This window comes from Dyadobacter sp. BE31 (genome assembly GCF_031457695.1).
Classification (GTDB): domain Bacteria; phylum Bacteroidota; class Bacteroidia; order Cytophagales; family Spirosomataceae; genus Dyadobacter.
Genome location: NZ_JAVDXA010000001.1, coordinates 403,645 through 428,931, shown reverse-complemented (window position 1 = coordinate 428,931; position 25,287 = coordinate 403,645). Strand labels below are relative to the sequence as shown.

The following is a 25,287-nucleotide window of genomic DNA, read 5'->3' as shown; positions in this document are numbered from 1 at the left end:
TTTCTCTTCACTGGAAGCGCGGCACCTGTAAATTGCCGGGATATAGCGGAAGCCAAATTGTTGTTTCATCCCTACATCATTCCATCCAGCGATCCTTTTTGAATGGGTGCTCATAGTTGCATTGGTGCCCGTATGCGGCGCCAATGCATACTTATTAGTTCAATTGACCTTCTCAATCCCCAATACCTCCGCGTCAAACTGCTTATCGATTCGAATTTCAATCCCTTTATCATTAAGCTCTTTCCCGCTGAAAACACCGAAGTCCTTGCTGTCCTCCGCAGAAAACAGCCGGTACCGGCTGTCAGGCTCAGCAAGCGGAAATGCAAATGTCCGCGTCGTCTCAACCGATCCGTTTCTGAAAAAGAACAGCACGCCACCCTGTTTCTCTTTATTGAATTTGTAAACGCCGTCCCAGTTGCTCATGGTAGGGCGCTGGAAAATGTCGGAAACGTAGGAGAAGCGGGTGAACTGGTATTTTTTGTCCATCATTTTAAACCACGTATTCCATTTCAGGTACCACGGTTTCAGTTCGGCTGGGAGTTTGCGACTGTCGCCGACGAGGATCGGTTTTACGGAGGCGAGCGAGAGGAATGTATACTTGGAGTAAGGCGAATCTATAAACTGGTTGCCGATCAGGTTGGTCGCGGTCGGGATGGCGCGGCTGCGGTCGAAGGCCATTTGGCGGATGTTGATTGGGCCTACGGGCGCGTCGTCGTCGTAGTTGGTGAGCCAGTCGTAGTCGGCGTGTTCAATTAGTGCATAATCATTAATGTAATACTCTCCCCAAACTTCGTAGGTGCAGTCGACAAGCAGATCAGGGAATGACTTATGGAGGTCGTCGAAGAGCTGTAATGCCTTTTCGTAGATGGCATAATAGGAGCTTTCACGGTCTTTGTAGCCTTTGCCGTCGGATTTGTAATCGCCCTTTTTTGAATAGTCGAGCACGTAGGCGGAATTGGCGATGGCGAGGTCAAGCTTAATGTAGGCGAGGTCGTTCTCGCGTACGTGGCGTTTTATCTTTTCCAGAATGTAATCATAATAACCCGAGGCCAGCGACATGGTAACCCGGTTCTTCATTTCTTCGTGGAGGTAGGCAGGCTCGCCATTTTGGTCGTACACCGACCATTCCGGGTGTTCTTTATACAGCTTACTGCTTTTGTCCACCGACCCGAGGCTCATCCAGAGGCCGGCTTTCATTCCCCGTTTCCGGATGTGATCGGTAATGGGTTTCAAGCCGTTCGGAAAGCGGCTAGGGTGGGCTTCCCAGTCGCCATAGTTGCTTTCCCAGCCTGCGTCCATAATGAAAAGGTCGGTACCGGTGCCTTCGAGGCCATCGGCGAGCTGGGTTACGAGGGTGTCGTTGATGTTGGTATAAAAAGGCCGCCAGGTATTGTAGAATGTGAACGGGATTTCCTTCCGCTCGAAAAGTTTCACGCCTAGCCGGGTACGGATGAAGTCGGCGAAATGGCCTTCGAATGCATCTTCCCATTTGTCGGATTTAATCAGGCAGATGAAGGTTTTGGGACTATCAAACTTTTCCTGCGGTTCAATCCATTTTTTAAACGGATAGTGATCGGCGAGGCTGGTCATACCGATCGAAATGCGGTGGTGATCGGTGTAGACTTCTGTCTTTTTAAGGATACTGGGAGCCTCATTACCGAGTATAAAGCCCTCTTTCGCGTAATTGTTATGCACAAAAATAGCCGCGTCGTGGTGGTCGCCGTGGTACGGTCGCCAGGCGAAGCGGGAGCCGTAATTGGTATACAATTCACTTTGCTGCGAAGATACCGGTACCAGGTTCAGCCTTTCGACTTCCAGGTCGGCAATGGCGATGGCTTTTGTACCATTGTTGGTAACACTGATTTGCTTGCGTACTACCGGCAGTTCGTCGTATAGTTCGTAGGTTAAATCCACAATCACATTTTCGGCGCTGGTGCCCGGCTTGCCAGCGAGCTGCACAGCCACTTTCTGAATGCCGTCATGCGTCTTGGCGGAGGTGTGTTTAATGTATTTAAATAGCCCATGCGTACCGTTGGCACTTGCAGGTGTACCATTAATTGTAAAATAAAACTCCTCCGAGCCAGGGCGACTGTAATCTTTGTTCGTCAGAAGATGCTGGAAACGGGATGTGTAGAAAGAATTATCACCGATAGTGAATTTTCTTTCCAGGAAGCGGTTTTTAATAACAAGCGAGTCTTGCGAAAACGCATTGCACGAGGCGAAGATCGCGAGTAGGGCGACCTTGATAAATTTGTAGTACATAGTAATGTGTATAGTAAATAATAACTATTTAACTAACTATGAATTGACCATAGTATGGGTGAATTTAATAAAATATCGAGAAGATTTTAAATTTTAAATAGAATGTCAACAAAGATGTAAGCTGGTCTTTGAAAAACCCTGATATTGCAGCTTCTTAATTCAAGACGTTTAATCTATGTCACAGAACTTATTCGATTTTGGAATGATCGGACTGGGCGTAATGGGAAGAAACCTGTTACTGAACATGGCCGATCATGGTTTCTCTGTTATCGGTTTCGATAAGGACGAAACCAAAAATTCTGCGTTGGAATCCAGTGCCACCCCGGGTACCACTGTTAAGGGCGTTTCGGAACTTGCCCAGATGATCCAGCTGTTGCAACGCCCGCGCAAGGTAATGATGCTGGTGCCAGCCGGCCAGCCGGTCGACGATGTGATTGCATCCCTGTTACCTCTTCTTGAAAAAGGCGACGTTATTATTGATGGAGGAAACTCCCACTATACAGATACGCTCCGCCGCGTGAAATACCTCCGTGAAAAGGATATTCATTTCATGGGAATCGGTGTTTCGGGGGGCGAAAAAGGTGCCCGTACAGGCCCTAGCATTATGCCGGGCGGCGATAAGGAGGCTTATGCGCATGTACAGCCCATGCTGGAAGCCATTGCGGCGAAGGTCAACGGCGAGCCCTGCGTGGCTTATCTTGGCAAGGAAGGTGCCGGCCATTACGTGAAAATGGTGCATAACGGTATCGAATATGCGATTATGCAGCTCATCAGCGAATCGTATGCGATACTGAAAAAAGCGGGTTTGAGCAACCAGCAACTCCACGAAGTATTCAAAAGCTGGAATGAAGGTGATTTGCAATCATTCCTGGTGGAAATTACCGCCGATATTTTCCTGCAAAAAGACGACAAAACCGACGCGCATCTGGTCGACGTGATCTCTGACAAAGCAGGTTCGAAAGGAACCGGTAAATGGACTTCGCAAGACTCGATGGAGCTGCCCGTAGCCGTTCCGGTGATTGATACCGCGGTGGCCATGCGTACGCTATCGGGTTATAAGGATGAGCGAGTGGTTGCGGCCGAACTTTACGGTGCAAGCAATGCGATATCGGAAGAAACCCAGGTGCTGATCCAGCAGGTACACGATGCATTGTACTTTGCCACTGTGCTGGCTTACGCGCAAGGTCTCGCGATGCTGTTCCAGGCGTCGAAAGACCTGCAAATGGAGATCCCCCTGACGGACGTAGTAAGCGTGTGGAGGGGCGGTTGCATTATCCGTTCATCGCTGCTCAGCGTGTTTACGAACGCCTACAAGCAAACCCCGGAATTGTCCAATATTCTGTTGAACCAAGAGGTAGCTGCTTTGGTTAAGTCAGTGGAAGGTAATACGCGTTCGCTGATCGCATTTGCCGCCCAGTCGGGTATCCCGGCTGCTGCTTTGATGTCGTCGCTGGCGTACTTCGACGCTTACAAAACAGCGTACATGCCTACGAACCTGATTCAGGCGCAACGTGACTACTTTGGCGCGCATACGTACCAACGTACCGATATCCCAGGTACATTCCACACAGAATGGGGTCAACAATAAATCAGAAACTTTATGCAAAGCAATAAACGTCCCCCTGCCTCGGTACTCTTCATCTTCGGAGGTAGCGGTGACCTCAACTATCGGAAACTCACTCCCGCGCTCTATAACTTGTTTTTGGACAACTGGATGCCCGATCAGTTCGCGATCGCGGGTATCGGCCGGAGTGCTTATTCCAATGAAAAATACCATGAGCACCTGCTCGACGGCGTGACGAAATTCTCGCGCCGCAAGGGTAAGCAAAATGGCCACTGGACGGATTTTACGCAGCACGTTTCGTACCTGCAAATGGACGGCGACGACGCGGCAGCTTACCACAAAATCACCGATCTGGTTAAGGAAAAAGAAGAAGAATGGGGTGTGCATCCCAACGTAATATTCTACCTCGCGGTAGCACCTCAGTTGGTTCCTTCAATCGCTCAGAAACTGGGTGCATTGAAGATTTGCGGCGAGAAAGGCACTACCCGCATTGTAGTTGAAAAACCATTCGGCCATGACCTGGAAAGCGCTCACGAACTGAACTTGCTGCTTTCGAGCATGTTCGCCGAGGAGCAAATCTTCCGTATTGACCATTACCTGGGCAAAGAAACGGTTCAGAACATCCTCGCGCTGCGTTTTGCCAATGCATTGTTCGAGCCGCTCTGGAACCGTAACTATATCGACCACATTCAGATCACGGCAGCGGAAGCAGTAGGTCTGGAAGGCCGCGGAGGCTATTTCGAGCATGCTGGTGCATTACGCGACATGGTGCAGAACCACATTCTGCAAATCCTTTGCATGATCGCGATGGAGCCGCCGGTGTCGTTCGATGCGAATGAGATCCGCAATAAAAAGGTTGACGTACTGAATGCGATCCGCCGCATTACTAAGGAACAGGTACACGATTTTGCCGTTCGCGGTCAGTACTCGGGAGGCTGGAAAAAAGGTGAAAAAGTAGTCGGTTACCGTCAGGAAGAAGGTGTGAACCCGCAGTCGAATATCGATACATTCGCGGCGGTGAAGTTCTATATCGACAACTGGCGCTGGCAGGGCGTACCGTTCTACGTTCGTACCGGTAAGTACCTCAACCAGAAAGCGACTCACATTACTTTGCATTTCAAACAGGCGCCGCATTATGCATTCCCGCCGGAGTCGGCCGAAACTTGGAGGTCTAACCGTCTGACCATCAGTATTCAGCCTAATATGGACATCAGCATCCGCTTCCAGGCGAAACGTCCGGGACAAACGATGATGCTCGATCCGGTGGATATGACTTTCGATTACGATGCAGCAGGTGAGCACGCACCAGAGGCGTACGAAACCTTGCTCTTGGACGTAATGGAAGGCGACGCGACGCTGTTTATGCGTAACGACCAGGTTGATGCCGCATGGAGAGTGATCATGCCGATCCTTGAAGCATGGGAAAACCGCCCGCCGCAAGACTTCCCGAATTATGCACCCGACTCATGGGGCCCCGACGCTGCCGATGCGCTCATCGCCCGCGACGGTCACACGTGGCTCAACCTGCCTCCAACCCCGTAAGCTATGGAGTTGCATATCGAGAAGGATACCAAAGCATTAAGTGCCAGCCTTGCTGAATGGATTAACAATTACATTCAGCAGGTGCTCGCCAAACAGGACCGTTTCACGTTCGTGCTCTCGGGGGGAAGTACACCGAAGGCACTGTACGCATTGCTGGCCGAATCGCCTTACAAGGAGTCTATCCCCTGGGAAAAACTGCATTTTTTTTGGGGCGACGAGCGCGCGGTGCCGTTTGAAGATTCGAGGAATAATGCTAAAATGTGTTATGATGAATTGCTGAATAAAGTGCCTGTGAAGGCTGAAAACATCCACATCATGCGCACGGACATTACGCCCGAAGAATCCGCCGCTGAATATGAAAGGATTGTGAAAACCTATTTCGAAGGTTCAGAAACCACTTTCGACTTCGTATTGCTGGGCATGGGAGATGATGGTCACACATTGTCGCTCTTCCCCGGCACGGAGGTGATTCACGAGCAAAATGCGCTCGCGACTTCATTTTTCCTGCAAGCTCAGGACATGTACCGCATTACACTCACGGCCCCGGTTGTGAACGATGCAGCATGCGTAGCTTTCCTGGCGGCAGGCGCTGGTAAAGCGGAAGTTTTGAAGCAGGTTTTGAAAGGGGATAGGAATGTAGACCTCTATCCGTCACAGATCATTCAGCCTGTAAAAGGGCAATTGCACTGGTTCGTGGACGAAGCTGCGGCTGCGTTGCTCTAAGATTATATTGTTACTCCAATGCTGCGAAGCGCGTCGATCCGTCGGCGCGCTTCGTGCTGTTTATAGGGTTTTTGAAGCGCTCAACAATCCGCAGCACCATTAGATAAAATCTAACGGCCCTTCGCTCGATAGCGTATTAATTTTACGAAAAACAAACCTCACTCACATGATACACATTCTGAAAATCGCGGCGGTTATCATCGTGGTAACCTACGCGCTCCGGCTCGTCAATGCCCAGTCCGATTGGCTCGTCTTTGCCGGTTTGGCCATTGTCGGCGCCGCATTTTATTGCCTATATATTATCGTGGGACAAATCGTAAACCAATTGAAATCTAAACTATAAGCGAACATGAAGAGAAACATTATTATTGGAATACTGACAGTTATCGTATTGATCATGTCGCTGGCAATCCAGCCTTTTTCGTTCGAAAACATTGATGCAGGTAATGTCGGTATACGCATTAATCTGTACGGAAGCGAGAAAGGGGTCGATAATATCACGCTGGTAACCGGGCGTGTGTGGTATAATTCGTGGACGACCAAAATCGTAGAATTTCCGACGTACACGCAGAGCGTTGATTATGAATCGTTTGTGATCACTACCAAAGACGCTGCCGAGTTTAAAGTCGATCCGAAATTGAACTACCATATCAATCCCGACAAGGTGCCGCAGATCTACCGCCAATACAGGCGACCGTTAGCGGAAATCCAGCAAGGGTTTATGAAAAACACGATTTACGACGCCTACCGCATCGTGGCGAACTCATTCACGTCCGACAGCGTCATGTCCAACCGCGAAGTTTTCGAAGATCGCGTGCAGAATGTTCTAACCAAAACTTTGGGTAAAGACGGCTTCGTGTACGACCAGTTGACTTCGGCCATCACCCCGCCGCCATCTTTGCGGCAAATGATCGACGAGAAAAACGCCTCCATTCAGGCACGTCTGAAAGCCGAAAACCAGGCGAAACAAGCGGAAGCCGAAGCAAAAGTGCTCATCGCCCGCGCGGAAGGGCAGGCGAAAGCTACACTGATCAAAGCCAGGGCGGAAGCAGAAGCCAACCAGTTGAGACAAAAAACATTGACGCCCTTGCTCATTCAACAGGAATGGGTGGCGAAATGGAACGGTATTCTGCCGACTACGAATGCAGGAGGCAGTACGAGTTTGATGTTGGGGATTAAATAGTCTGATATTTTAGATAACTTTTCAAACCCCGGGGATTACCTCGGGGTTATTTTGTTTTGCTTCATGATCTTTTTGAGCATACTTCCCGGCAAGCTGATGTAAGCAGAGCTATCGATTAGGGTATTGATATCCCCGAAAATGTCCTTTTCCGCGTTGAAGGTGCTGTTGTCACGGATGTCTATGTCGGCCATTTCAATGCGGCTCTGTGGGTTCAGCAATGCGTAACCACTACGGGAAATGGTGGCTTTGAAGTTGCGGACAGTTGAGTTGGCCAGCATTACCGAATTGCCTTTCTGTTCCAGAACCAGGTCTTCGAATTTGTAATCCTTTATTCTTGTGCGGACACTGTCCGAAACAATGCCTTCCAGTTTTGGCGCAATAATATAGATCGAAGGCAGCGAACCAAATGCGTCGCGTGGCAGGTAATCTGGTTTCCAGTCGGCTTTGTAGGTTATAACTAAAGTATCGCCGGAATGAGCCCATTCAAGATACTGCGGTAAAGTAATCATGCGGATTTCTGCCGTTGGGCCTTGTTGTATTTCAGTTAATGCAAACCCTTTTCCTTTTAAATGAAGATACTTGAATTTGCCCACCTGATGTTTCGAAAATCCGTAATACTTGTCGTTCTTATCGATTTTATCGAACTGCCTTTTTAATACGAAATTGGATGACAATGTTACCACAAAGAACACGGATAATGTGATTGCTAACAGAATGTTACTGGTTTTCATGGCTATTTGGTTAACGTGTAATTTTCTTCAATGAATTTCTGATAGAGACTGTGCAGCTCGTCGATACCAATGTCTAGCAGATAGAGGTTCTTGAAAACCTCGGGGAGTTCGGTAGTCAGGAAGCGTTCTTTGCGGTATGCGAGGATTTTGCCATTCGCCTGCTCATCGGTCGAGTAGCCAATGCCGCGTTTGTTAAATATGATTTCCTTGTTTTGAAGAAAATCATAAGTCCGCATCACAGTGTTCGGATTCACTTCGATCATCGAAGCGAGGTCACGTACCGACGGAATGCGCTCGCCGGGCGGCCATTTGCCCAGTAGAATCTGCTCGCAGATGTAGTCGGCGATTTGCAGGTAAATGGCTTGTTTATCTTTAAATTCCATAATTGGTGCTTATTAAATTTCCCGCTCCTTCATCTGGTAGTAGGCGCAAATCCATAGCATGGCAGCAAGCCATACTGCAAATCCCTGTACTGCATACTCAATAGTTTCAGAAAATTGGATGTGGTAAAAGCCGGCAAAATACTTCGGCCTTTCCATTCCTTCCTCGGTATAGAACCAAACTTTCCATCCGGATAGTGGATATGCCAGGAATTTGCTGGGTTTTGACGCGAATTTTATAGCCATAGTATAGTTGAAATAGGCGAGCATCGAACCAAAAATTATCACTGCAACAGCGGTTTTGATGTAAGCGAACTTTTTAAAGTAGATAGAACCCAGGAATACAGAAGCCTGGATGATGAGGTAACAGTAAGTCGTATATTCAAGCAGGTCCTTGGGAATGTAACCATAGCCGGTACCGCCGGAAGGAAGCAAAGTATTCGCGTAGTCGATGGTCCAGTAATGAAGCTGCCAGAAGAAAATCAGGAACGGAATTACGAATGCCAGATTGAGCAAAAGTGAACTGAAATACTTTTCGAGACGAGACGCCGGGATCATCAATGCTGCAATGCCATTGCTTTGTTCGGAATACTGTGAGAAAGCGGTGCTGGTATAAAGGCTTCCACCAAAAAGCGCGATCATAAATAGCGCCGCAAAATGCAGAATTCTAAGGAACTCGCTGGGTTCGCTTGTTTGCGTGATGGGTAGCATCATTGCCAGAATGCAGAAAACAAGCACGCCGGCCATCATCAGGTAATTCCGGCCTTTTTCGGCTACGTCGAATCGCAGCATGAGGGCAAAGCGGTGAATGTCAAATGTCTGGTTCATAGGATTGCGATGGGGGACAAAAGAGCTGGGACTAGAAATGGCAGAATGTAGCGAAGCGTAGCGGCTGCTAACGCGATCAGCAGAATGATTATAATTTTCATGGCTAATAGGCAAATATTTGACTGATCCTGTGGGGATTTTCAATTACTGCATTGAACAAATGTTCCAGATCAACGCGGCTTTCTTCCCGGGTCGAATTCTCGAAAACAGCTTTGTATCCACGCAGCGAAGGCTCGGAATAAAGTACCCGGTTGTCGTATTCAATGTTGGGTAGTATACCGAAGCACAGGCGTTCCGAAATGGTATCGAGGCTGTGCTGGATGAGTATCTTGCTGTCTTCGAGAATGATAATGGCGTCGATGAGATTGTCGAGGTCGCGGACTTGGTGAGTGGAAATCAGTATCAGACGATCCTTGTCGAGTGCAGATGAAACCAGTCGGCGGAACTGGCTTTTCGAAGGAATATCGAGGCCATTCGTAGGCTCGTCCATGATCAGCACTCGCGTGTTGGTAGCCAGTGCGAAGGCGATCAGCACCTTTTTCTTCTGGCCGTACGACATGCCTGTGAGCTTGTTGCTTTCCGGAATGTCGAGTTCGGCAATGTAGGCGCGAAAAAGTTGCTCGTCGAATTTGGGGTAGAACGGCGCCATGAGGCTCAGGTATTTGTCGACTGTCACTGAGGGGAGGTAAATTTCTTCGGGCAGGAAGAAAACGTCCTGCAAAAAGGCAGGCTGTCGCTTACGCGGCTCATAACCGACCACCTCGATGCTCCCTCCGGTCGGAAAGAGCAGGCCAGCCATATTACGCAACAAGCTCGATTTCCCCGCGCCGTTTTTGCCAAGCAGCCCGTAGATATGCCCGGCGTTGAGACGCAGATCGAGATTTTCAAACAATTTCTTACTCTTTCCGTACCCAAAAGAAACCTGGTTAAGGTGAATCATGGCCAAATCGTTTTAGTGTTCTAGTTAAATAGTACACTGCAAATGTAACTGATGATTCCGCATTCGCAACAGTTGAGCGAAAATTTATTTTTGGATAAATACTGGAAAGACAAAGCTGCTTAAATGCCGGAGATCAGTCGCTTGTAATCTTCCTGGGTGTCGATATCGACGCTGCCCTGGGGGAATGCGTAGGCAGAAACGTCGTCGGCGTAGCGTTTGAAGAGTTTTTTTGCGCCCTCGGCGCCGGTGAGTTGGAGGAGGGCAGGGAAGTAGGAGGCTCCAAAAAATGCGGGTGTACCGAACGAGTCGCTGTATCGGCAGGCTACGATACCCTTTGCCGTTTCTTCGGAATTGACAATCAATGCATTAAATACTTCCGCCGAAACAAATGGCTGGTCGCTCACCGCCAGAATCGTGCCTTTCACAGATTGATAATGTGATTGCAGCGCATTAATGCCGGTTTTAATGGAAGCCGACATCCCTTCCTGCCAGTCGGCGTTGAATGCCAGCTTGCAGGGCAGGTTTTTCAATTCTGTTGCAATTGCCTCGGCATTGGAACCCGTCACAACGATCACGTTGCCGCCGACCGTTTCCAGTGCCGCTTCCGCAATGTGGCGGATCAGACTTTTGCCTTGAAATTGAAGCAGCTGCTTGGGTTCGCCTAGTCGGGAGGAGTTGCCCGCAGCGAGGATTACGATGACATATTCGTTGCGCGGCATGGCGGGTCAGGGCATTATCGTTTGCACTGCACAGAGAAAATCCTCCTTCTCCTCGCGGGTATAATCCACACGCTGGTCGGATCGGTTATGGATTGGTTCCAGCTTCTCACGAAGCGAAAGCCCCACGCGCCTGCCCAGCACAGCCTTAATTTCCGCCAATACCGACAATGCGATTTCTTCGGAGGTTTCGGCACCGATATCAAGCCCCACAGGCCCATAGACTTTCGCCTTTTGCGCGTCGGTAATCAGCATTCCCTCACTTTCCAATTCCGCATACATTCGTTCCAGCTTTTTCTTCGGTCCTAATGCGCCTACATACTGGCAGGCGTCCACGGTTAGCAGCTGTTTCAGCAATGCGAGGTCATAATTGTAGTTATGTGTCATAAGCAGCACAAATGTCCGTTCATCGACGGTAATGTGCTTCAACACATCCTCTGCACGCGACACAAGTACTTTCCCGGCTTTGGGAAACCGCTGACGGGTAGCATGCCCGGTACGGCCATCGACGACGGTAACATCCCAGCCCAGCACGCTCGCCATTTCGGTGAGCGGAATGGTGTCATTGCCTGCGCCGGCTATGATGAGAGAAGGAGGGGTGTTGAAATATTCGATGAAGCCGGTTAGTTGGCTGTCGAAGGCCTTGAAAAACGAATCGCAGCGCTGGTAGGCCGTTTGGCTTTCGGACACTAGTTGTTCCTGCATTTCAGCCTCGGTGCAGTTGCATGTTACCTGGTCGTCGGTTTGCAAATGCAGGAAGCATGTGCCGGGTTGCGCGCCTGTGCGGGAATGCAGGGAGAACAATGTTACCAACACGGCATTCTGGCGTTTGGCCGAAACCTTTTTCAACAGCTCCACCGGATTATCGGCGTTGTCTGTTTGAATGGGTTCAAAAAGGATATGTACAATCCCGTTGCAGCCGAGCTGAACGCCCAGCGTGGTATCGTTTTCGTCGGTGGTGTCGTAGGTTACCAGCTTGTTTTTCTGCTGGGAAATGGCCAACAATGCTTTCCGTAATGCATCGCCTTCGAGGCAACCGCCGCTGATGGCTCCGGTAAGCTGGCCGTCGTCCGTTACGAGCATGCGTGCACCCGGGCGCCTGTACGAGGAGCCCTCCACGTGCACAACCGTCGCGAGCGCCATGCGCTTGCCCGAAATCAATGCCTGCTCATACGACCGGATGATGTCCGTGATCTCTTTCATGGCGATGTTGTTTTACAATCTTTGAAATAACGGAGACCGCGTGGTTGACGTGCTCTTCCGTAGAGAACCTCCCGAAACTGAAACGGAATGAGTTGTGAATACGCTCGTCTGAAAAGCCCATCGCTTTCAGCACATAGCTGGGCTCCAAAGTGGCAGAGGTACATGCCGAGCTGCGCGAAAATGCCAGATCGCTCCCTGCTTCGAATATCAGCTTTTCGCCATCCACCTGCCCGAATGAGATATTGGTACAATGCGGGAGCCTGCGCGCGTCCTCTGCATTGATCTCGATGTCGTGCAGCACGAGCAGTTCTACTTCAAAGGCATTTCTAAGCGCAGCAACACGCTTGCTTTCGCTGGCCATTTCCGCGCCGGCAATCTCACAGGCCCAGCCCAGTCCGACAATGCCGGGGACATTCAATGTGCCGCTGCGCATGTTCCGTTCGTGGCCGCCGCCGTCGATTTGGGCGGTTAATGCTACCGCGGGGTTTTTCTTGCGGACATATAATGCGCCTGCACCTTTGGGACCGTAAATTTTGTGGGCACTCAATGCGAGCAGGTCAATGCCGTCATTCTGCACATTTACGGGAACTTTGCCCACGGCTTGTGTAGCGTCCGAAAGAAATGTGATATGGTGCTTCTTTGCAATAGCAGCTATTTCACGAACGTGCTGGATTACGCCGGTTTCGTTATTGGCGTACATTACTGCAATGAGAATGGTATTGGCAGTAATAGCATTTTCCAGGTCGGTGAGACTGATAAGTCCGTTCGTATTTACCGGTAAGTAGGTGACGCTGCCGCCGTGGCGTTCGATGTGTTTGCATGTATCAAGCACTGCCTTGTGCTCGGTACATACCGTGATAATGTGTTTTTTGGGTTGTTCGGAATTTTCAAAAACACCTTTAATGGCCAGGTTAATTGCCTCCGTCGCACCGGAAGTGAAAACGATTTCCTGCGGGTGTGCGCCTATGAGGTTCGCGATTTGCTCTCGTGCGATATCCACGGATTCTTCGGCTTCCCAGCCATAGGAATGCGTGCGGCTGGCGGCATTCCCGAACCTGTCCGAGAAATAGGGGAGCATCTCCTGCAAAACCCTCGGGTCCACAGGGGTAGTCGCGTTATGATCCAGGTAGACAGGTAATTTCAAGGGTAAGGGCTGGTTTTTATTTAAAAAAGCAAAACTGGCAGGCTTAGTTCAAAATAAACAAAAAACCATCTCATTTTAAACATGAGATGGTTTCCGAAACTTAAACGAACAGGTTAACTATAATTATGAAAATCGGTATTCAGTTTGATGATTTGACTAGTGGGTTAACATCAATGGTGTCAGGGTCTGAGGTACTTCGAAAGGCGGGCATACAAGCCCCATTCCTTCGTAAAGAACATGTAAATGGTGTATTTCAGCTTTTTAGGCAGCCGGTCCTCCCAGGTTCTTTTATTTAAATGAACGCTTTTCCCCGTGTCCGCGGACACAAGCGCAGGCGGAACCAGTAGCCGGTACGCACCCAGGAATGCATTTGCTGCGACATGTATGAGTGCCAGGCTTTTAAATCCCGCAGCTACTTCGATAAAAATGAGCCCCGTATGAGCCATCGATACATAGGCAACGCGCCGTTTCACCGATGATTGAACCCTCGCAAACCCTGCCGCCATCGCAGCCGCGGTCAACCCGAGCAATCCGATGAGCACCCTTATGGACAGCTGGTGCTCCCAAAACGGGTAAGAACGCAGCAGGAGGAACACACCCATTTGTACCGTAAGGGTAGCCAGCAGAATCGCACCCGCCGTCGTTGAATTTTGCAGCGCCTGCGGCAGCCATGAGGAAAACGGCAACTGCGACGATTGCATGGAAGCCGTTACCAGCACCAGCAAAGAGACTACCGCCGCGTTTTCCCGCCCGAGGTGGTGGCTTGCCCACATGGCAAGGAGCAAGCCCACATCACCCAAGCGATATATAAAGAAGGCTTTCGCCGGAATGCCGAGCGTCGGGTCGCCACCGTTTTTGAAATCGCGGTGGAGGATAATGAGCAGAAATGAGGCAACGCCCATAACCTCCCAGCCGAGCAACAGTGTTTTTAATCCGCCAGACAAAATGGCTAACCCGTAACCCGCACAAAAAAGCAGGACCGCAATGATAAAACGGGGCCACTGCTTATGTCCGCGCAATGTTTTGCGGCCATTCCATACGGCCAGCGTCGTCATAGCCAATCCGATGGTCAGATAGGCCAGCGTCAAACCGTCAAAATGGAAATCACTCCAAAACATATACTCACATTCAAAAAAGCTATCGACGACCGGTATTAATCAGCAATGCGGCCTCACCAATCACCAGCCACCGATAGCGAATACTTTAATGGATCGGACTTATAGCCTACCATTTCACCGTTTTTTAAGACCCGCAGTTCACGGGTGAGAGGGTCAATCACGACGAGGTGTACCCATTCATTCATAATCCATTGTGCGACGGACCGCCGCCCGACGGACCGCCGCCCGACGGATCGCCGTCCGATCACTTTCAGTACCATTTCGTGAAAATGCTCTACAATGCACAGCAGGCGTATCGGTTCCAGCCCTTCCGTTAGCTCGGTTGGCAAACCCGTTCGCAAATCTCCCCGGGTACCGTCGGCGACGCCGAATAGGCCTATTAGCTGATCACCCAGCGCATTGCCGCCATTCACATCCGCGAAATTCGTGCGAGAGAAAAAGTATTCAAGATTGGTGGCCCCAAGCGAGGGGACCACGGTTTCGAGCATTCTTTCCAGTTCAGCACCGTCCCGATCAAGCGAGAAGTCATAGTGATGGAGAGCCGCACGGTAGCCGGGCGGGGTGTCCCGTACTACCGTGGGCCTTCCGATAATGCAAAGGGACTCCGGCGCGCTCGTGCGAACCGTTCCCAAGGTATGACTGCTGTGCTGATTCGGCGAATTCCGGCTTAATCCGGCTAGTACTTCCTCATAATAGCTCCATTCCACCGCTTCCTGCCAAATAGCGAGCACTTCGCTCTTTTCGCTGGCGGGGACCGGCGCAAACAAATCGCTCGGAGGACTTGCCAGGCTGGAAGCGAGCGGGTCCCACTGCTTGCCAAGGCGATCGTCCAGCACATCGATTTCCAGGAGCAATTCGAACACGATCAACTCCCGGAGGGTAATATGACTGCCATTGAGCAGGTTGCTGCTGTTTCTTTCCAATGTCGCCACCAATCCCGACCAGCCGCGATGGGAAAATTGCTGGTCGAAAAGGTATTGTTTGAAAAGTGCCTCGTCGCCGACAATGATAGCGAGCAAGTCGCCGATTGATGGGTCGGTCTGCAAAAGCATCTTACGCGCCCGGGGCGTATTGAATGCGCTGATGAAGCTGTTCGCCTCCACTTCGCGCATGGAGTCGAGAAAGCCTTGTCCGCGTACCGGGAATGACCAGTCCGAAACGCCGTGGTCGAGATAGTTGCCCAAAATCCGGAACAATCTCGGATGCACACAGGTATCTGGATCAGTTTTATATTGCTTTTGCCAGTTGGCCCTCAACCGGCCGATCCGTGGTGCGGCCACGGCGGCCGGAAATTTCTTCATCAGCACTTTGTCCTGCCACTCAAAGGTCTTTGCAGCCCCCTTTTTCTCCACCAGCACTTTTTCCAGGACATCGGGTTTCACTCTTTTGGAGTTATAAAGCGAACGGTATTCTTCCAGGGAAAGCGAGGTTTGGTAACCCAGCATTTCGGACGCGTGCCGCAGCGCGTCATGAAAGTGTAAGTGCTGAAAAGCCTCCAAAGGATTCCGGTGGGTAAATGTCCTTCCGGGCGACAATGCCGGCAAAAATCGCTTCAACTCATGCAGTACCGCGAGTTCGTCGAAAGAGTTGTTCCGGGCTGTCATGTGCAGAAACTGATAGCGTTTTACAAAGTCTTTTTGCCGACCGGCCGGGTGCAGAACCCATCTCCGGTTTTCGTTTCTCAAAGGAGCCAAACAGCAATTAAAACGCAATTAAACAAGCCTTAAAATGCGGTTAAAATTGGTTAAAATGAAGATTGTCAGCCGGTAATGCGGCTTTGGTGGGAGTGGTTTGCCGCAGGATTTATTAATGGAAGAAATGGGCCGTTTATGAAACTATTTCTTTAATTTTGTGTTCTACTCTACAATGTTAGTAGATTAATGTTTCATTCTTTAAACCTTCACCATTATGTCACTTCGATTAGGAGATATCGCACCGGACTTTGAAGCAAATACCACGCAAGGACCCATTAAATTCCACGAATGGCTGGGAGATAGCTGGGGATTGTTGTTCTCTCACCCCGCTGACTTTACTCCCGTTTGTACAACCGAATTGGGTAAAACGGCCCTTTTGAAAGGTGAGTTTGAGAAACGCAATGTGAAAGTACTCGCCGTGAGCGTCGACGACCTGGATTCGCACCATCGCTGGATCCCGGATATCAATGAAGTAAACGATACCGAGGTGAACTTCCCGATCATCGCCGACGAAGGTCGCCAGGTAGCGCAACTGTACGACATGATCCACCCGAACGCGAGCGAAAAAGCAACCGTACGTTCGGTGTTCGTGATCGGTCCGGACAAGAAGATCAAACTGACGCTTACTTACCCTGCATCGACAGGCCGTAATTTCAACGAAATCCTTCGTGTGGTGGATTCACTCCAACTGACTGCCAACTATTCCGTAGCCACACCGGCAGACTGGAAAGATGGTGAAGACGTGATTGTGGTGCCTGCTGTAAGCACCGAAGATGCGCAGAAGAAGTTTACAAAAGGTTTGAATATCGTGAAGCCGTATTTGCGCTACACGCCGCAGCCGAATAAGTAAGGCGTTGAGGCGTTCGATGGACGGTAGTGCTTTTTTGACCGCCGACCATGGACCGCCGACGGCTGATTCGACCATAGACCATAGACCATGGACCATGGATGGCTTGAAAAAAGCGGATGTCCTGTGATTGGGCATCCGCTTTTTTTGGCTATCTGAAAGTCTATTCTTTTACACAATAAAACCATGGTCGATCGTCGATCGTCCATGGTCAATTACCATATCGTCCGCAGATACAGCAATCCGCCGTCGGCGGTCAGCGGTCGGCTGTCAAATCCCCTTCAATCACCTCCTCCGGCACAATCTGCTCCTCTCCATAAAATATCATATGCCGTGCTCCCTGGTAGTAGAACCAGATGGAGAGCGACATCGGGATATGGGCAATGTCGTTGTAATTGAACCAATCGCCGAAGCTGAATTTCAATGCGTGGAAGCCGGCGGCTATCGCGCCCATGAGCGTGGCGAGGAAGATATTCTTGCTGCCCGGGTCCTTTTTCTTCTTATAAACATAGAGCTCGATCATGAAGAGCATCAGGAAGAGCCCGTAGAAAGCGTGGACTTCCACAACCCGAAAATCGAGGGTAATGAATGTCAGTACAAAAAATATGGTGAGCTCGACGTAATTCAGCCAGCCCAGTATAAGGCCATTGCGCTGATGCAGGAGCGGCTTGATATGCCATATGGCCGCACGTTCGAACAATGCGACGGCGATCATGCTGGCAAACCAGCCCGGTATTTTACCGACTTTCCCGGTCATGTACAAAAAACCATGTCCCAATATCCCGCCGATGGCCGTTGCAATGGCCATGAAAAGGAAGAAATACTGGATTTGCTTGTACATGCGGTGCGCGCGCCCGAGTTTGTTGAGGTGGATAAACGCGTAGATACACACAGCAGTCATCATCAGGCTCGACAGCACCGTCGAGGGCTCCATAATGGTTATTCCGAATAGATTTATCTGGTGGACTTTGCTAAAATCTATGACGACATCATTCATGAACAGAAGAGTAAGTTAGCACATACCGAACTTCGCCGGTTTGCATTCGAGTTTCAAAAGTACGCACAAATGGGGCAGCAATCTGCATGATCGCCGTATTGAATGCCTTCCCCACCAAAATTGTACCACAGGCCGCAGCTGTTGGATCAGGCCGGGTAAGTTACACCGCGTTTTCAGTTTGGTATCCCGAAAGTGCCGATTCGCAGATGAAAACGGGGTAGCTATCTATTATTAAATAATAAATACGAAGTATGTTTTTCCTTTGTATTGAGAATTGTATTTAAGTAGGATAGCGGCGAAAGCACCCTCTTTGAAAACTTATGGAAACCATGAAGAATCCCTTACTATCAGCTGTCAGATTTATTGTTTTGACCCTGTTTCTGGCCATTGCAGCCAATCAATCCTTTGCGCAGATCCCCGCACAAGGGTACTCCAAAATTTCCGGAATTGTACTCGATTCAGCCGCCGCGAAAGGCGTTGAGTTTGCGAGTATTGCATTATTCAATGTCGCTGATAACAAGGCGATTGACGGTACCACTGCCGACGAGAGCGGCAAGTTTGCCATTTCGAAAGTGGCGCCGGGTTCTTACAAGCTGATGATTTCCTTCATTGGTTACAAAGATAAGGCCGTGAATGTGAAAGTGGAAAAAGGCAAGGATGTGGAACTGGGATCGATTCAGCTTGCTTCGAGCGTCCAGAATTTGCAGGAGGTAACCATTACCGGAGAAAAATCGCTGATCGAAGAGAAGGTGGACAGGATGGTTTTCAATGCGGAGAAGGATATTACTTCCAAGGGTGGCGACGCTTCGGACCTGTTGCGTAAAGTGCCGATGCTTTCTGTCGACCTGGACGGGAATGTATCCTTGCGTGGAAGTGCGAATATCAAGGTTTTGATCAATAACAAACCTTCTACCATTATCGCGGCCAATGTGGCGGACGCTTTAAAGCAGATCCCGGCGGATATGATCAAATCGGTGGAAGTGATCACCTCACCATCGGCCAAGTATGACGCGGAAGGCTCGGGTGGTATCATTAATATCATTACCAAAAAGAACAACCTGCAAGGCCTGACGCTGAATATCGATTCGGGTGTTGGTAACCGTGGCTCGAACCTGGGCTTGAACGGAAGCTACCGGAAGGGCAAAATGGGTTTTACACTCGGCGGTTTCGGCCGTGCATTCTATAACAAGGCCACGTCGGTGCTCGATCAGACGACCTATTCCGGCAGCAATTCATTCCTGACCAACCAGAGTTCGACTGCGAAAGACCGCGGTTTGTTCGGGCAGTATTCACTGGGATGGGATTATGATTTGGGTAAAAACCAGGCATTATCCGCAGGTTTGCGCTATGGAACGCGGAATTTCATCCAAAAACAGGATCTGACTATCAATCAATACGAAAACAGCATTCTCAACAACAGTTCACTCCGCAAGGTGGACCGCAAGGATCTTTCCGGAACTGTGGATTTCAACATCGACTACATCCGCACGTTTAAACCGCAGCAGGAGTGGAGTATTTCGACATTGTATAGCCGCACCGGACTGACCAATAATTTCAATACCGATATCCTGAACGAATCGGGCGCGGTAGATAGCAAACTGAAAAACGAGAACAAAAATCAGAACTCGGAACTGACGCTCCAAACGGATTACCAGACGCCGCTGGGCAAAAATCAGCTGTTTGAATTCGGGGCAAAGGGTATTTTCAGAACTGTGGATAGTGATTTTAAATACCTTACTGCCGGGGAATCAGGGAATTTTGTGTTGAGTACTACTAATCCATCGGGTGTTCTGAACTACAAACAGAATGTGGCGGCAGGGTATTTCTCCTACACGCTTTCAACTAAAAACAAATACACCTTCAAACTCGGAACGCGCTACGAATATACCGGCATTACAGCCGATATGGGGGACAATAAGCCGATCGATATTCCTGCTTACGGAAACCTGGTGCCGAGTATCAACGTGTCGAAAGTACTTTCGGGCAGCACTACTTTGAAAGCGGCTTACAACCGACGCATTCAACGCCCGGGTATCCAGCAGCTGAACCCGAACGTGAACCTGGCCAATCCGCAGAGCATCAGTACCGGTAATCCGGCATTGAGCCCCGAACTGACCGACAACTTTGAGCTCGGATTGAGCACCAACATTAAGAAGACCTACATTAACGCATCGGTTTTCGCACGGCAGACAAACAACTCCATTACGCAGGTGCGCATGGCCGTGGATACCCTGCAAGGCGCGATTGTTACCACTTATGAAAACATTGGTAAGCAAAGAGCCTACGGGGCGAATGTCTTCGCGAATGTTTACCTGACGCCCAAATGGACTTTGAATGGAAGTATCGACATTCTGCATTCGTACCTGGAAGGCCAAACGACTGGCCTGGATGGTACTTCGGTGGGCATCAGCAACTCTGGTTTCAACTATGGTGGACGGTTGATGTCGCAGATTTCGCTGCGAAACGGTTGGGGATTGCAGGCATTTGGTTTCTACCGCGGCAAGGAGATCCAGTTGCAGGGAACGCGCACGGGCTTCTACATGTACTCGCTAGGGTTCAAAAAGGATATTGCTAATAAGAAAGGCAGCATTGGTTTCGGAGCAGAGAATTTCCTGACCAAGGGTGTGCGGTTCACGTCGGACCTGACTTCGCCGCAATTCGTGCAGACTGGCACTACACAGCTTTACAACCGCAACTTCAAGGTTACGTTCAGCTATTCGATCGGAAAGATGAGCTTCAATGCACCTAAGAAGAAGACAAAGTCGGTTAACAATACGGATGTTGTAGGTGGCGGTGGCCAGCAAAACTAGGTTTGCGATGCTGTTGCCGTAGCGCAGGGGCCTTTGCCTCTGCGCTTTTTTTGTGTGTACATTGCGAAACAGATATTACACAGCGCACTTTTTCGTTAATATAGAAAGATATTTTTGTATTTTCTAAATACATTGATACCTTGGGAAAGTTAATCTTCAATTCGTGAGGTGGTCGCCATGAAATGGTCGTTTGTTATTCAGCAGAAGTTTAAAGCTGCTATTTTGTTGGGAGGGATCATGGCATTGATCGTTGGCGGAACATTAATTTCCCGCTATAATGTGGAAGGGATAGACGAGTCGTTTTCCTCTATATATAAGGATCGCCTCGTTCCGGCGACCACGATTTTGTATCTCACAGAAAATCTGTACCGTAAGCGCCTCTCGCTTGAAAATTACCTCTATTCAGAGGCGCAACAGTCGCCCGCGCACGTGAAGGCGCAGCTACACGCGCATGACCGCAGCATCGATTCACTGATCCGGCTGTTTGAGAAAACCTACCTGGTGGATGAGGAAGCGAAAAGTCTCCAAGGCTTCAAAAGTCAAATAGGACAATACGCAAGGCTGGAAGGCGAGGTGCTTGCATTATGTACGGTCGGATCGTTCGCCGAGGCGAAGCAAGTGTTTTCAGCGCCTGGCAGCACGACTTTCGAGAGCACGATCTTGAACCTGAATGAGCTGGCGGGCATTCAGTCGACGATCGGGAAGGACTTGGTGAAAGCGTCGAAAGTGAATGTGGCGAGTTTTGGTATTATCTCCTTTTTACAAATCTCCCTTGCGATTATTACCGGCCTGGTGGTGATTGTGCTGATCCGCAACTCGCAGATCATCCAGAAGCCCCGGCCGAACAGCAATAAAAGCCAATATTTTAACCTAAACTGATAAAGGAACGCTCAAAAAATAAAAGGTCGGGGCTTCCCGACCTTTTATTTTTTATGAATGCGAGTGAATTACTGGTTCACCTTGCGCCCTTTCAATGTCTCTCTCTGGTTTTTCACCTGTTTCAACAAATCTTTCTTCACAAAAAGGCGGGCACCATTGCCGCTTTGCAGGTCGAATGTGCGCTCTTTGTAGTCGAATTTGTTGTTAGGAAGTACATCGAGGAAGTAATTCTGGCCGCTCAGGTTGAATTTCATCCCTTTGGTATCCTGCTGGGTATCGTCCCACGAAACGTTGATTGTACCGTTGCCGGTGCTCAGAGCAACGCCCGGAGTGAATGGCAGTACGTTGATCGTTTGAATGCTTTTGCCGTTGCTCATCGTGATCTGTCCTTCCGGATTTACCTTGATATCGTTCGGGTCGGTCACTTCCCGACGGATGTTGATCGACTTGTCGTTGAAAAACTGAACTTTCGTAAGGGAAATATTGGCAGCTTCCAGGTCGCGACGAAGGTCTTCGGTAAAAACAGTGTAATTCGAGAGAGGAACGGAGTTCATGGTGGTGCAGGCAGAGAACCCGCTGATAAAGAATACTCCTACAAAAAGTTTTTTAATCAGATTCATGTCAGAAATTGATGTTCGGCGGAACTGGTTTGGTGATTTTAGTTGAGTTGTTTACCGGTCGCAATATTAGTAAAAAAGCCTTTCACATACCAGCCGATTAAGCTTTCCTACCACTGGGTAGGGGAGTACTGACAATGTGTCAGCCGGTATGCGTTTTGATTGTTATTGGAACGCATATTTCTGGCGCGTATTGCAAAGTGAAATTACATTCTTAAAATATAAAACAAACGATAGCATAACTATGGAATCAGTGATTCAGGAAAAAGGGAATTTGAGCATTCACACCGAGAATATCTTTCCGATTATCAAGAAATTCCTTTATTCGGACCACGAAATCTTTTTGAGGGAACTCGTTTCCAATGCGGTAGATGCGTCACAAAAGATCAAAAAGCTCGCTTCCTATGGCGAATACAACGGTGAGCTAGGCGATCTGAAAGTGGTTGTGAAGCTCGATAAAGATGCCAAAACGATCACGATCAGTGACAATGGTATCGGTATGACAGCCGACGAGATCAAAAAATACATCAACCAGATCGCATTTTCAGGCGCTACCGAGTTTGTAGAGCAATATAAAGACAAAGGCGAGGGCGATAAAGGCATTATCGGTCATTTTGGTTTGGGTTTCTACTCGGCTTACATGGTGGCGCAGAATGTGGAGATCATTACCAAATCCTACAAAGAAGGCGCGGAGCCGGTTCGCTGGGAATGCGACGGTTCGACAGAATTTGAAATTTCTTCAGTAGAAAAAGAAGAACGCGGAACCGACATTATCCTGCACGTTGCGGAGGATTCTGAAGAGTTCCTGGACGCACACCGCCTGCGTGGCATCCTCGAAAAATATGGCAAGTTCCTGCCGATCGAGATCGAGTTTGAAGATAAGGTGATCAACAACCCGAGCCCGATCTGGACCAAGAGCCCTTCCGACCTGAAAGACGAAGACTACCTCGCATTTTACAAAGAGCTTTATCCATTCGGCGAAGACCCGCTTTTCTGGATCCATTTGAATGTGGATTACCCATTCAACCTGACCGGCGTGTTGTACTTCCCGAAACTGCGCAACGACTTCGCTGGTCAGCGTGAAAAAATCCAGCTTTACAGCCGTCAGGTATTCATTACCGACGAAGTAAAAGACATCGTTCCCGACTTCCTGCAACTGCTGCACGGGGTGATCGACTCGCCGGATATTCCTTTGAACGTATCACGCAGCTACCTGCAAGCGGACGGTAATGTAAAGAAAATCAACGGATACATTACCCGTAAAGTAGCTGACAAGCTGCTCGAAATCTTCAAAAACGACCGCGAAGGTTTTGAGAAGAAGTTCGATGATATTGGTTTGTTCGTGAAATACGGGATTATCAGCGATGACAAATTCTATGAAAAAGCGAAGGATTTCTGTTTGCTGAAAAACACCGACGGTAAATATTTCACTTTCGAAGAATACCGCGAGTATATCAAGGAAAATCAGACTGACAAGAACGAATCACTTGTGTGGTTGTACACGACCGACGAGAAAAAACAGGATGCATTCATTCAATCGGCCAAAAAGCGCAGCTACGATGTGCTTGTGCTGAACAGCATGATCGACTCGCACTTTATTAATGCGTTGGAGCAGAAACTGGAAAAGATCAGCATCAAACGTGTTGACGCAGACACCCTCGATAAGCTGGTTGAGAAAGAAGTGAAGTTGGAAAGCATCCTTTCTTCTGACGATCAGGAAAAAGTGAAGAAGGTGTTTGAAGGCGTTTCGGAAAACAAAACTGCGCATATTACCGTGGAAGCAATGCCGGTCGACGAATTGCCGGTGGTGATCACATTCCCCGAATTCATGCGCCGTATGACCGACATGCAGGCATCTTCGGGCCAGCGCTCTATGTTTGGCGATATGCCTTTGATGTACACGGTTTCGCTCAACTCCAACCACCCGCTGATCGGTAAAATTGCGGGATCGGAGAATGAAGACGAACAAAAGTCGTTGGCTAAGCAGGTTTACGACCTGGCATTGCTGTCACAGGGAATGCTTTCTGGTAATGACCTGACGCAGTTTATCCAGAGAACTGTGAGTACTTTATAATCGAGATTGATGTTTAAAATGAAAAGCCGCTGTAAAAGCGGCTTTTCATTTTTTTTTATGATCTTCCTGAAATCAGTTTGTGTTTGAATCTTTCCAATTCTTCCCATTTCTGCTGCTTGGCTAGACCGGCCTGTTGTGGCCAGGTCGAGGGATCGTGGAGCTGGTAACGCGGGCCGGCTTTTTTAAGGAAACTTGCAATGCGGAGCAGAGATGTTTCCATGAGCTGTTCATAGGTGTGAATGCCTTCTTTGTTTAAAATCTCCTCGATTTTGGGTCCTATTCCTTCAATCACTTTGAGGTCGTCGGGCGCGTGATCGGGGCTGATCGGAGGATAAACGGTTTTGTGAGCGTTGGTAGCAATCGGGTAATCCACTGTGGTGTTCGTTAAAGTCCGGTATTGAGCGAGTTCGTATTTCTTTTCCTCTATTAATTCGCGCAAGTTATCAATTCTCTTTCTGATAATCACTTTTGCCAGAAACCAACCGGCGACGGTAGCGGCGGTCAGCAGCACCGTAATTTCTGCAACTGCTACGGGAAGACTGTCGAGATCGATAGTAATAGCCGTGAGGTTCATTGTTTCATCTGATAATAAGCCAGCTCGCGATGGATTCGATTCAGCTTGTACCGGAGATCCCTTGTTTTCTTGATTTCATAAGCTCTGCCCAATATAAAGCCGATAATCAGCGTGCCAGCGATCATAATGACATGTTGCCAAAAATGCGTGAGCTCTATGTGATAAGCAGGCAACCCGAAAGGGCGGAGGGAGAAATAAAGCTGGCCACGCTGTGCCGACATTTCCGGCAAAAGCGATTGCGAGCCGAATAGCATGTCGCAAAACTGCCTGATTCTGCAAACATGCCAATAAATAGAGCCTGCTATCCAGAATCCCAGGAACGTCCACCAGAGCGCCTTGCTATTGAACATGAGGAACGGAAGTTTGACGGATGTATGCTTTTCCTAAAAATAGGGTTTCGTCAAATAATATCCAACAGGAGGGTTAATAACGCAAAAAAGCCCGGACGTTGGTCCGGGCCT

23 protein-coding genes are annotated in these 25,287 nt (G+C 49.1%); 9 read left to right on the top strand and 14 right to left on the bottom strand.

From position 1 onward, the window contains the following. Positions 1–159 precede the first annotated feature (159 nt). On the bottom strand, positions 160–2,262 hold the full coding sequence (locus tag J2Y43_RS01850; protein ID WP_309981505.1) for an alpha-galactosidase: 2,103 nt from the start codon (positions 2,260–2,262) through the stop codon (positions 160–162). A 175-nt stretch (positions 2,263–2,437) separates the two neighbouring features. On the opposite strand from J2Y43_RS01850, the gene gndA reads away from it, so the two are divergent. The 5 genes from gndA to J2Y43_RS01825 all read left to right on the top strand — a co-directional run bounded on the left by gndA (position 2,438) and on the right by J2Y43_RS01825 (position 7,274). Continuing rightward, entirely contained in the window at positions 2,438–3,850 is a 1,413-nt protein-coding gene (gene gndA, locus J2Y43_RS01845; RefSeq protein WP_309981506.1) for an NADP-dependent phosphogluconate dehydrogenase, read from the top strand. A gap of 12 nt (positions 3,851–3,862) precedes the next feature. Further along, the gene (gene zwf, locus J2Y43_RS01840; protein ID WP_309981507.1) at positions 3,863–5,368 is read left to right on the top strand and encodes a glucose-6-phosphate dehydrogenase; all 1,506 of its coding nucleotides are present in this window, start codon (positions 3,863–3,865) and stop codon (positions 5,366–5,368) included. A 3-nt stretch (positions 5,369–5,371) separates the two neighbouring features. Continuing rightward, positions 5,372–6,091: a 6-phosphogluconolactonase gene (gene pgl / locus J2Y43_RS01835; RefSeq protein WP_309981508.1), complete on the top strand. Its 720-nt coding sequence runs from the start codon at positions 5,372–5,374 to the stop codon at positions 6,089–6,091. A gap of 166 nt (positions 6,092–6,257) precedes the next feature. Further along, positions 6,258–6,434, top strand: coding sequence for a hypothetical protein (locus tag J2Y43_RS01830; protein ID WP_309981509.1), 177 nt, complete (start codon positions 6,258–6,260; stop codon positions 6,432–6,434). Between the two features lie 6 nt (positions 6,435–6,440). Then, positions 6,441–7,274, top strand: coding sequence for an SPFH domain-containing protein (locus J2Y43_RS01825; protein WP_106599317.1), 834 nt, complete (start codon positions 6,441–6,443; stop codon positions 7,272–7,274). A gap of 35 nt (positions 7,275–7,309) precedes the next feature. On the opposite strand, the gene J2Y43_RS01820 is transcribed toward J2Y43_RS01825, so the two are convergent. The 9 genes from J2Y43_RS01820 to J2Y43_RS01780 all read right to left on the bottom strand — a co-directional run bounded on the left by J2Y43_RS01820 (position 7,310) and on the right by J2Y43_RS01780 (position 16,019). Further along, positions 7,310–8,005, bottom strand: a complete 696-nt coding sequence (locus J2Y43_RS01820) for a hypothetical protein (RefSeq protein ID WP_309981510.1) — start codon at positions 8,003–8,005, stop codon at positions 7,310–7,312. Positions 8,006–8,007: 2 nt separating this feature from the next. Further along, positions 8,008–8,388, bottom strand: a complete 381-nt coding sequence (locus J2Y43_RS01815; protein ID WP_309981511.1) for a GntR family transcriptional regulator — start codon at positions 8,386–8,388, stop codon at positions 8,008–8,010. A 12-nt stretch (positions 8,389–8,400) separates the two neighbouring features. Next, positions 8,401–9,213: a hypothetical protein gene (locus tag J2Y43_RS01810; RefSeq protein ID WP_309981512.1), complete on the bottom strand. Its 813-nt coding sequence runs from the start codon at positions 9,211–9,213 to the stop codon at positions 8,401–8,403. A 103-nt stretch (positions 9,214–9,316) separates the two neighbouring features. Beyond that, complete coding sequence (locus tag J2Y43_RS01805; RefSeq protein WP_309981513.1) at positions 9,317–10,153, bottom strand: ABC transporter ATP-binding protein; 837 nt, start codon at positions 10,151–10,153, stop codon at positions 9,317–9,319. A gap of 119 nt (positions 10,154–10,272) precedes the next feature. Continuing rightward, positions 10,273–10,872, bottom strand: coding sequence for a nucleotidyltransferase family protein (locus J2Y43_RS01800; protein ID WP_309981514.1), 600 nt, complete (start codon positions 10,870–10,872; stop codon positions 10,273–10,275). Positions 10,873–10,878: 6 nt separating this feature from the next. Beyond that, positions 10,879–12,072, bottom strand: coding sequence for an XdhC family protein (locus J2Y43_RS01795; protein ID WP_309981515.1), 1,194 nt, complete (start codon positions 12,070–12,072; stop codon positions 10,879–10,881). After that, positions 12,038–13,216, bottom strand: a complete 1,179-nt coding sequence (locus J2Y43_RS01790) for an aminotransferase class V-fold PLP-dependent enzyme (RefSeq protein ID WP_309981516.1) — start codon at positions 13,214–13,216, stop codon at positions 12,038–12,040. The genes J2Y43_RS01795 and J2Y43_RS01790 overlap by 35 nt, the downstream gene beginning before the upstream one ends. Before the next feature lie 179 nt (positions 13,217–13,395). Continuing rightward, a complete protein-coding gene (locus tag J2Y43_RS01785) occupies positions 13,396–14,334 on the bottom strand; it encodes a proton-conducting transporter membrane subunit (RefSeq protein ID WP_309981517.1) in 939 nt (312 codons plus the stop codon). A gap of 53 nt (positions 14,335–14,387) precedes the next feature. Continuing rightward, positions 14,388–16,019: a putative inorganic carbon transporter subunit DabA gene (locus tag J2Y43_RS01780; protein WP_309981518.1), complete on the bottom strand. Its 1,632-nt coding sequence runs from the start codon at positions 16,017–16,019 to the stop codon at positions 14,388–14,390. Positions 16,020–16,242: 223 nt separating this feature from the next. Here J2Y43_RS01780 and J2Y43_RS01775 point away from each other — a divergent pair, with 223 nt between their 5' ends. After that, positions 16,243–16,878 (top strand): peroxiredoxin, encoded by a 636-nt coding sequence (locus J2Y43_RS01775; protein ID WP_106599327.1) that lies wholly within the window; start codon positions 16,243–16,245, stop codon positions 16,876–16,878. A 253-nt stretch (positions 16,879–17,131) separates the two neighbouring features. Here the strand turns inward: J2Y43_RS01775 and J2Y43_RS01770 are convergent, their stop codons facing one another. Then, positions 17,132–17,809 (bottom strand): DUF6962 family protein, encoded by a 678-nt coding sequence (locus J2Y43_RS01770; protein ID WP_309981519.1) that lies wholly within the window; start codon positions 17,807–17,809, stop codon positions 17,132–17,134. A 383-nt stretch (positions 17,810–18,192) separates the two neighbouring features. On the opposite strand from J2Y43_RS01770, the gene J2Y43_RS01765 reads away from it, so the two are divergent. After that, positions 18,193–20,682, top strand: a complete 2,490-nt coding sequence (locus J2Y43_RS01765; RefSeq protein WP_309981520.1) for a TonB-dependent receptor domain-containing protein — start codon at positions 18,193–18,195, stop codon at positions 20,680–20,682. 177 nt (positions 20,683–20,859) lie between these two features. Beyond that, positions 20,860–21,561: an MCP four helix bundle domain-containing protein gene (locus tag J2Y43_RS01760; protein WP_309981521.1), complete on the top strand. Its 702-nt coding sequence runs from the start codon at positions 20,860–20,862 to the stop codon at positions 21,559–21,561. A 68-nt stretch (positions 21,562–21,629) separates the two neighbouring features. Here J2Y43_RS01760 and J2Y43_RS01755 read toward each other — a convergent pair whose 3' ends face one another. Further along, positions 21,630–22,181, bottom strand: a complete 552-nt coding sequence (locus J2Y43_RS01755; RefSeq protein WP_309981522.1) for a hypothetical protein — start codon at positions 22,179–22,181, stop codon at positions 21,630–21,632. A gap of 241 nt (positions 22,182–22,422) precedes the next feature. Between J2Y43_RS01755 and htpG the strand changes: the two genes are divergently transcribed. After that, the gene (gene htpG / locus J2Y43_RS01750; protein ID WP_309981523.1) at positions 22,423–24,252 is read left to right on the top strand and encodes a molecular chaperone HtpG; all 1,830 of its coding nucleotides are present in this window, start codon (positions 22,423–22,425) and stop codon (positions 24,250–24,252) included. A gap of 55 nt (positions 24,253–24,307) precedes the next feature. Here the strand turns inward: htpG and J2Y43_RS01745 are convergent, their stop codons facing one another. Together J2Y43_RS01745 and J2Y43_RS01740 are read right to left on the bottom strand one after the other, a co-directional pair. Further along, positions 24,308–24,826, bottom strand: a complete 519-nt coding sequence (locus tag J2Y43_RS01745; protein ID WP_309981524.1) for a hypothetical protein — start codon at positions 24,824–24,826, stop codon at positions 24,308–24,310. Then, entirely contained in the window at positions 24,823–25,176 is a 354-nt protein-coding gene (locus tag J2Y43_RS01740) for a hypothetical protein (protein ID WP_309981525.1), read from the bottom strand. The genes J2Y43_RS01745 and J2Y43_RS01740 overlap by 4 nt, the downstream gene beginning before the upstream one ends. Positions 25,177–25,287 lie beyond the last annotated feature (111 nt).

Bases quoted from the DNA above. Each gene is read 5' to 3' on its own strand.
- J2Y43_RS01850 (WP_309981505.1), bottom strand. From the start codon at position 2,262: ATGTACTACAAATTTATCAAGGTCGCCCTACTCGCGATCTTCGCCTCG.
- gndA (WP_309981506.1), top strand. From the start codon at position 2,438: ATGTCACAGAACTTATTCGATTTTGGAATGATCGGACTGGGCGTAATG.
- zwf (WP_309981507.1), top strand. From the start codon at position 3,863: ATGCAAAGCAATAAACGTCCCCCTGCCTCGGTACTCTTCATCTTCGGA.
- pgl (WP_309981508.1), top strand. From the start codon at position 5,372: ATGGAGTTGCATATCGAGAAGGATACCAAAGCATTAAGTGCCAGCCTT.
- J2Y43_RS01830 (WP_309981509.1), top strand. From the start codon at position 6,258: ATGATACACATTCTGAAAATCGCGGCGGTTATCATCGTGGTAACCTAC.
- J2Y43_RS01825 (WP_106599317.1), top strand. From the start codon at position 6,441: ATGAAGAGAAACATTATTATTGGAATACTGACAGTTATCGTATTGATC.
- J2Y43_RS01820 (WP_309981510.1), bottom strand. From the start codon at position 8,005: ATGAAAACCAGTAACATTCTGTTAGCAATCACATTATCCGTGTTCTTT.
- J2Y43_RS01815 (WP_309981511.1), bottom strand. From the start codon at position 8,388: ATGGAATTTAAAGATAAACAAGCCATTTACCTGCAAATCGCCGACTAC.
- J2Y43_RS01810 (WP_309981512.1), bottom strand. From the start codon at position 9,213: ATGAACCAGACATTTGACATTCACCGCTTTGCCCTCATGCTGCGATTC.
- J2Y43_RS01805 (WP_309981513.1), bottom strand. From the start codon at position 10,153: ATGATTCACCTTAACCAGGTTTCTTTTGGGTACGGAAAGAGTAAGAAA.
- J2Y43_RS01800 (WP_309981514.1), bottom strand. From the start codon at position 10,872: ATGCCGCGCAACGAATATGTCATCGTAATCCTCGCTGCGGGCAACTCC.
- J2Y43_RS01795 (WP_309981515.1), bottom strand. From the start codon at position 12,072: ATGAAAGAGATCACGGACATCATCCGGTCGTATGAGCAGGCATTGATT.
- J2Y43_RS01785 (WP_309981517.1), bottom strand. From the start codon at position 14,334: ATGTTTTGGAGTGATTTCCATTTTGACGGTTTGACGCTGGCCTATCTG.
- J2Y43_RS01775 (WP_106599327.1), top strand. From the start codon at position 16,243: ATGTCACTTCGATTAGGAGATATCGCACCGGACTTTGAAGCAAATACC.
- J2Y43_RS01770 (WP_309981519.1), bottom strand. From the start codon at position 17,809: ATGGAGCCCTCGACGGTGCTGTCGAGCCTGATGATGACTGCTGTGTGT.
- J2Y43_RS01765 (WP_309981520.1), top strand. From the start codon at position 18,193: ATGGAAACCATGAAGAATCCCTTACTATCAGCTGTCAGATTTATTGTT.
- J2Y43_RS01760 (WP_309981521.1), top strand. From the start codon at position 20,860: ATGAAATGGTCGTTTGTTATTCAGCAGAAGTTTAAAGCTGCTATTTTG.
- J2Y43_RS01755 (WP_309981522.1), bottom strand. From the start codon at position 22,181: ATGAATCTGATTAAAAAACTTTTTGTAGGAGTATTCTTTATCAGCGGG.
- htpG (WP_309981523.1), top strand. From the start codon at position 22,423: ATGGAATCAGTGATTCAGGAAAAAGGGAATTTGAGCATTCACACCGAG.
- J2Y43_RS01745 (WP_309981524.1), bottom strand. From the start codon at position 24,826: ATGAACCTCACGGCTATTACTATCGATCTCGACAGTCTTCCCGTAGCA.
- J2Y43_RS01740 (WP_309981525.1), bottom strand. From the start codon at position 25,176: ATGTTCAATAGCAAGGCGCTCTGGTGGACGTTCCTGGGATTCTGGATA.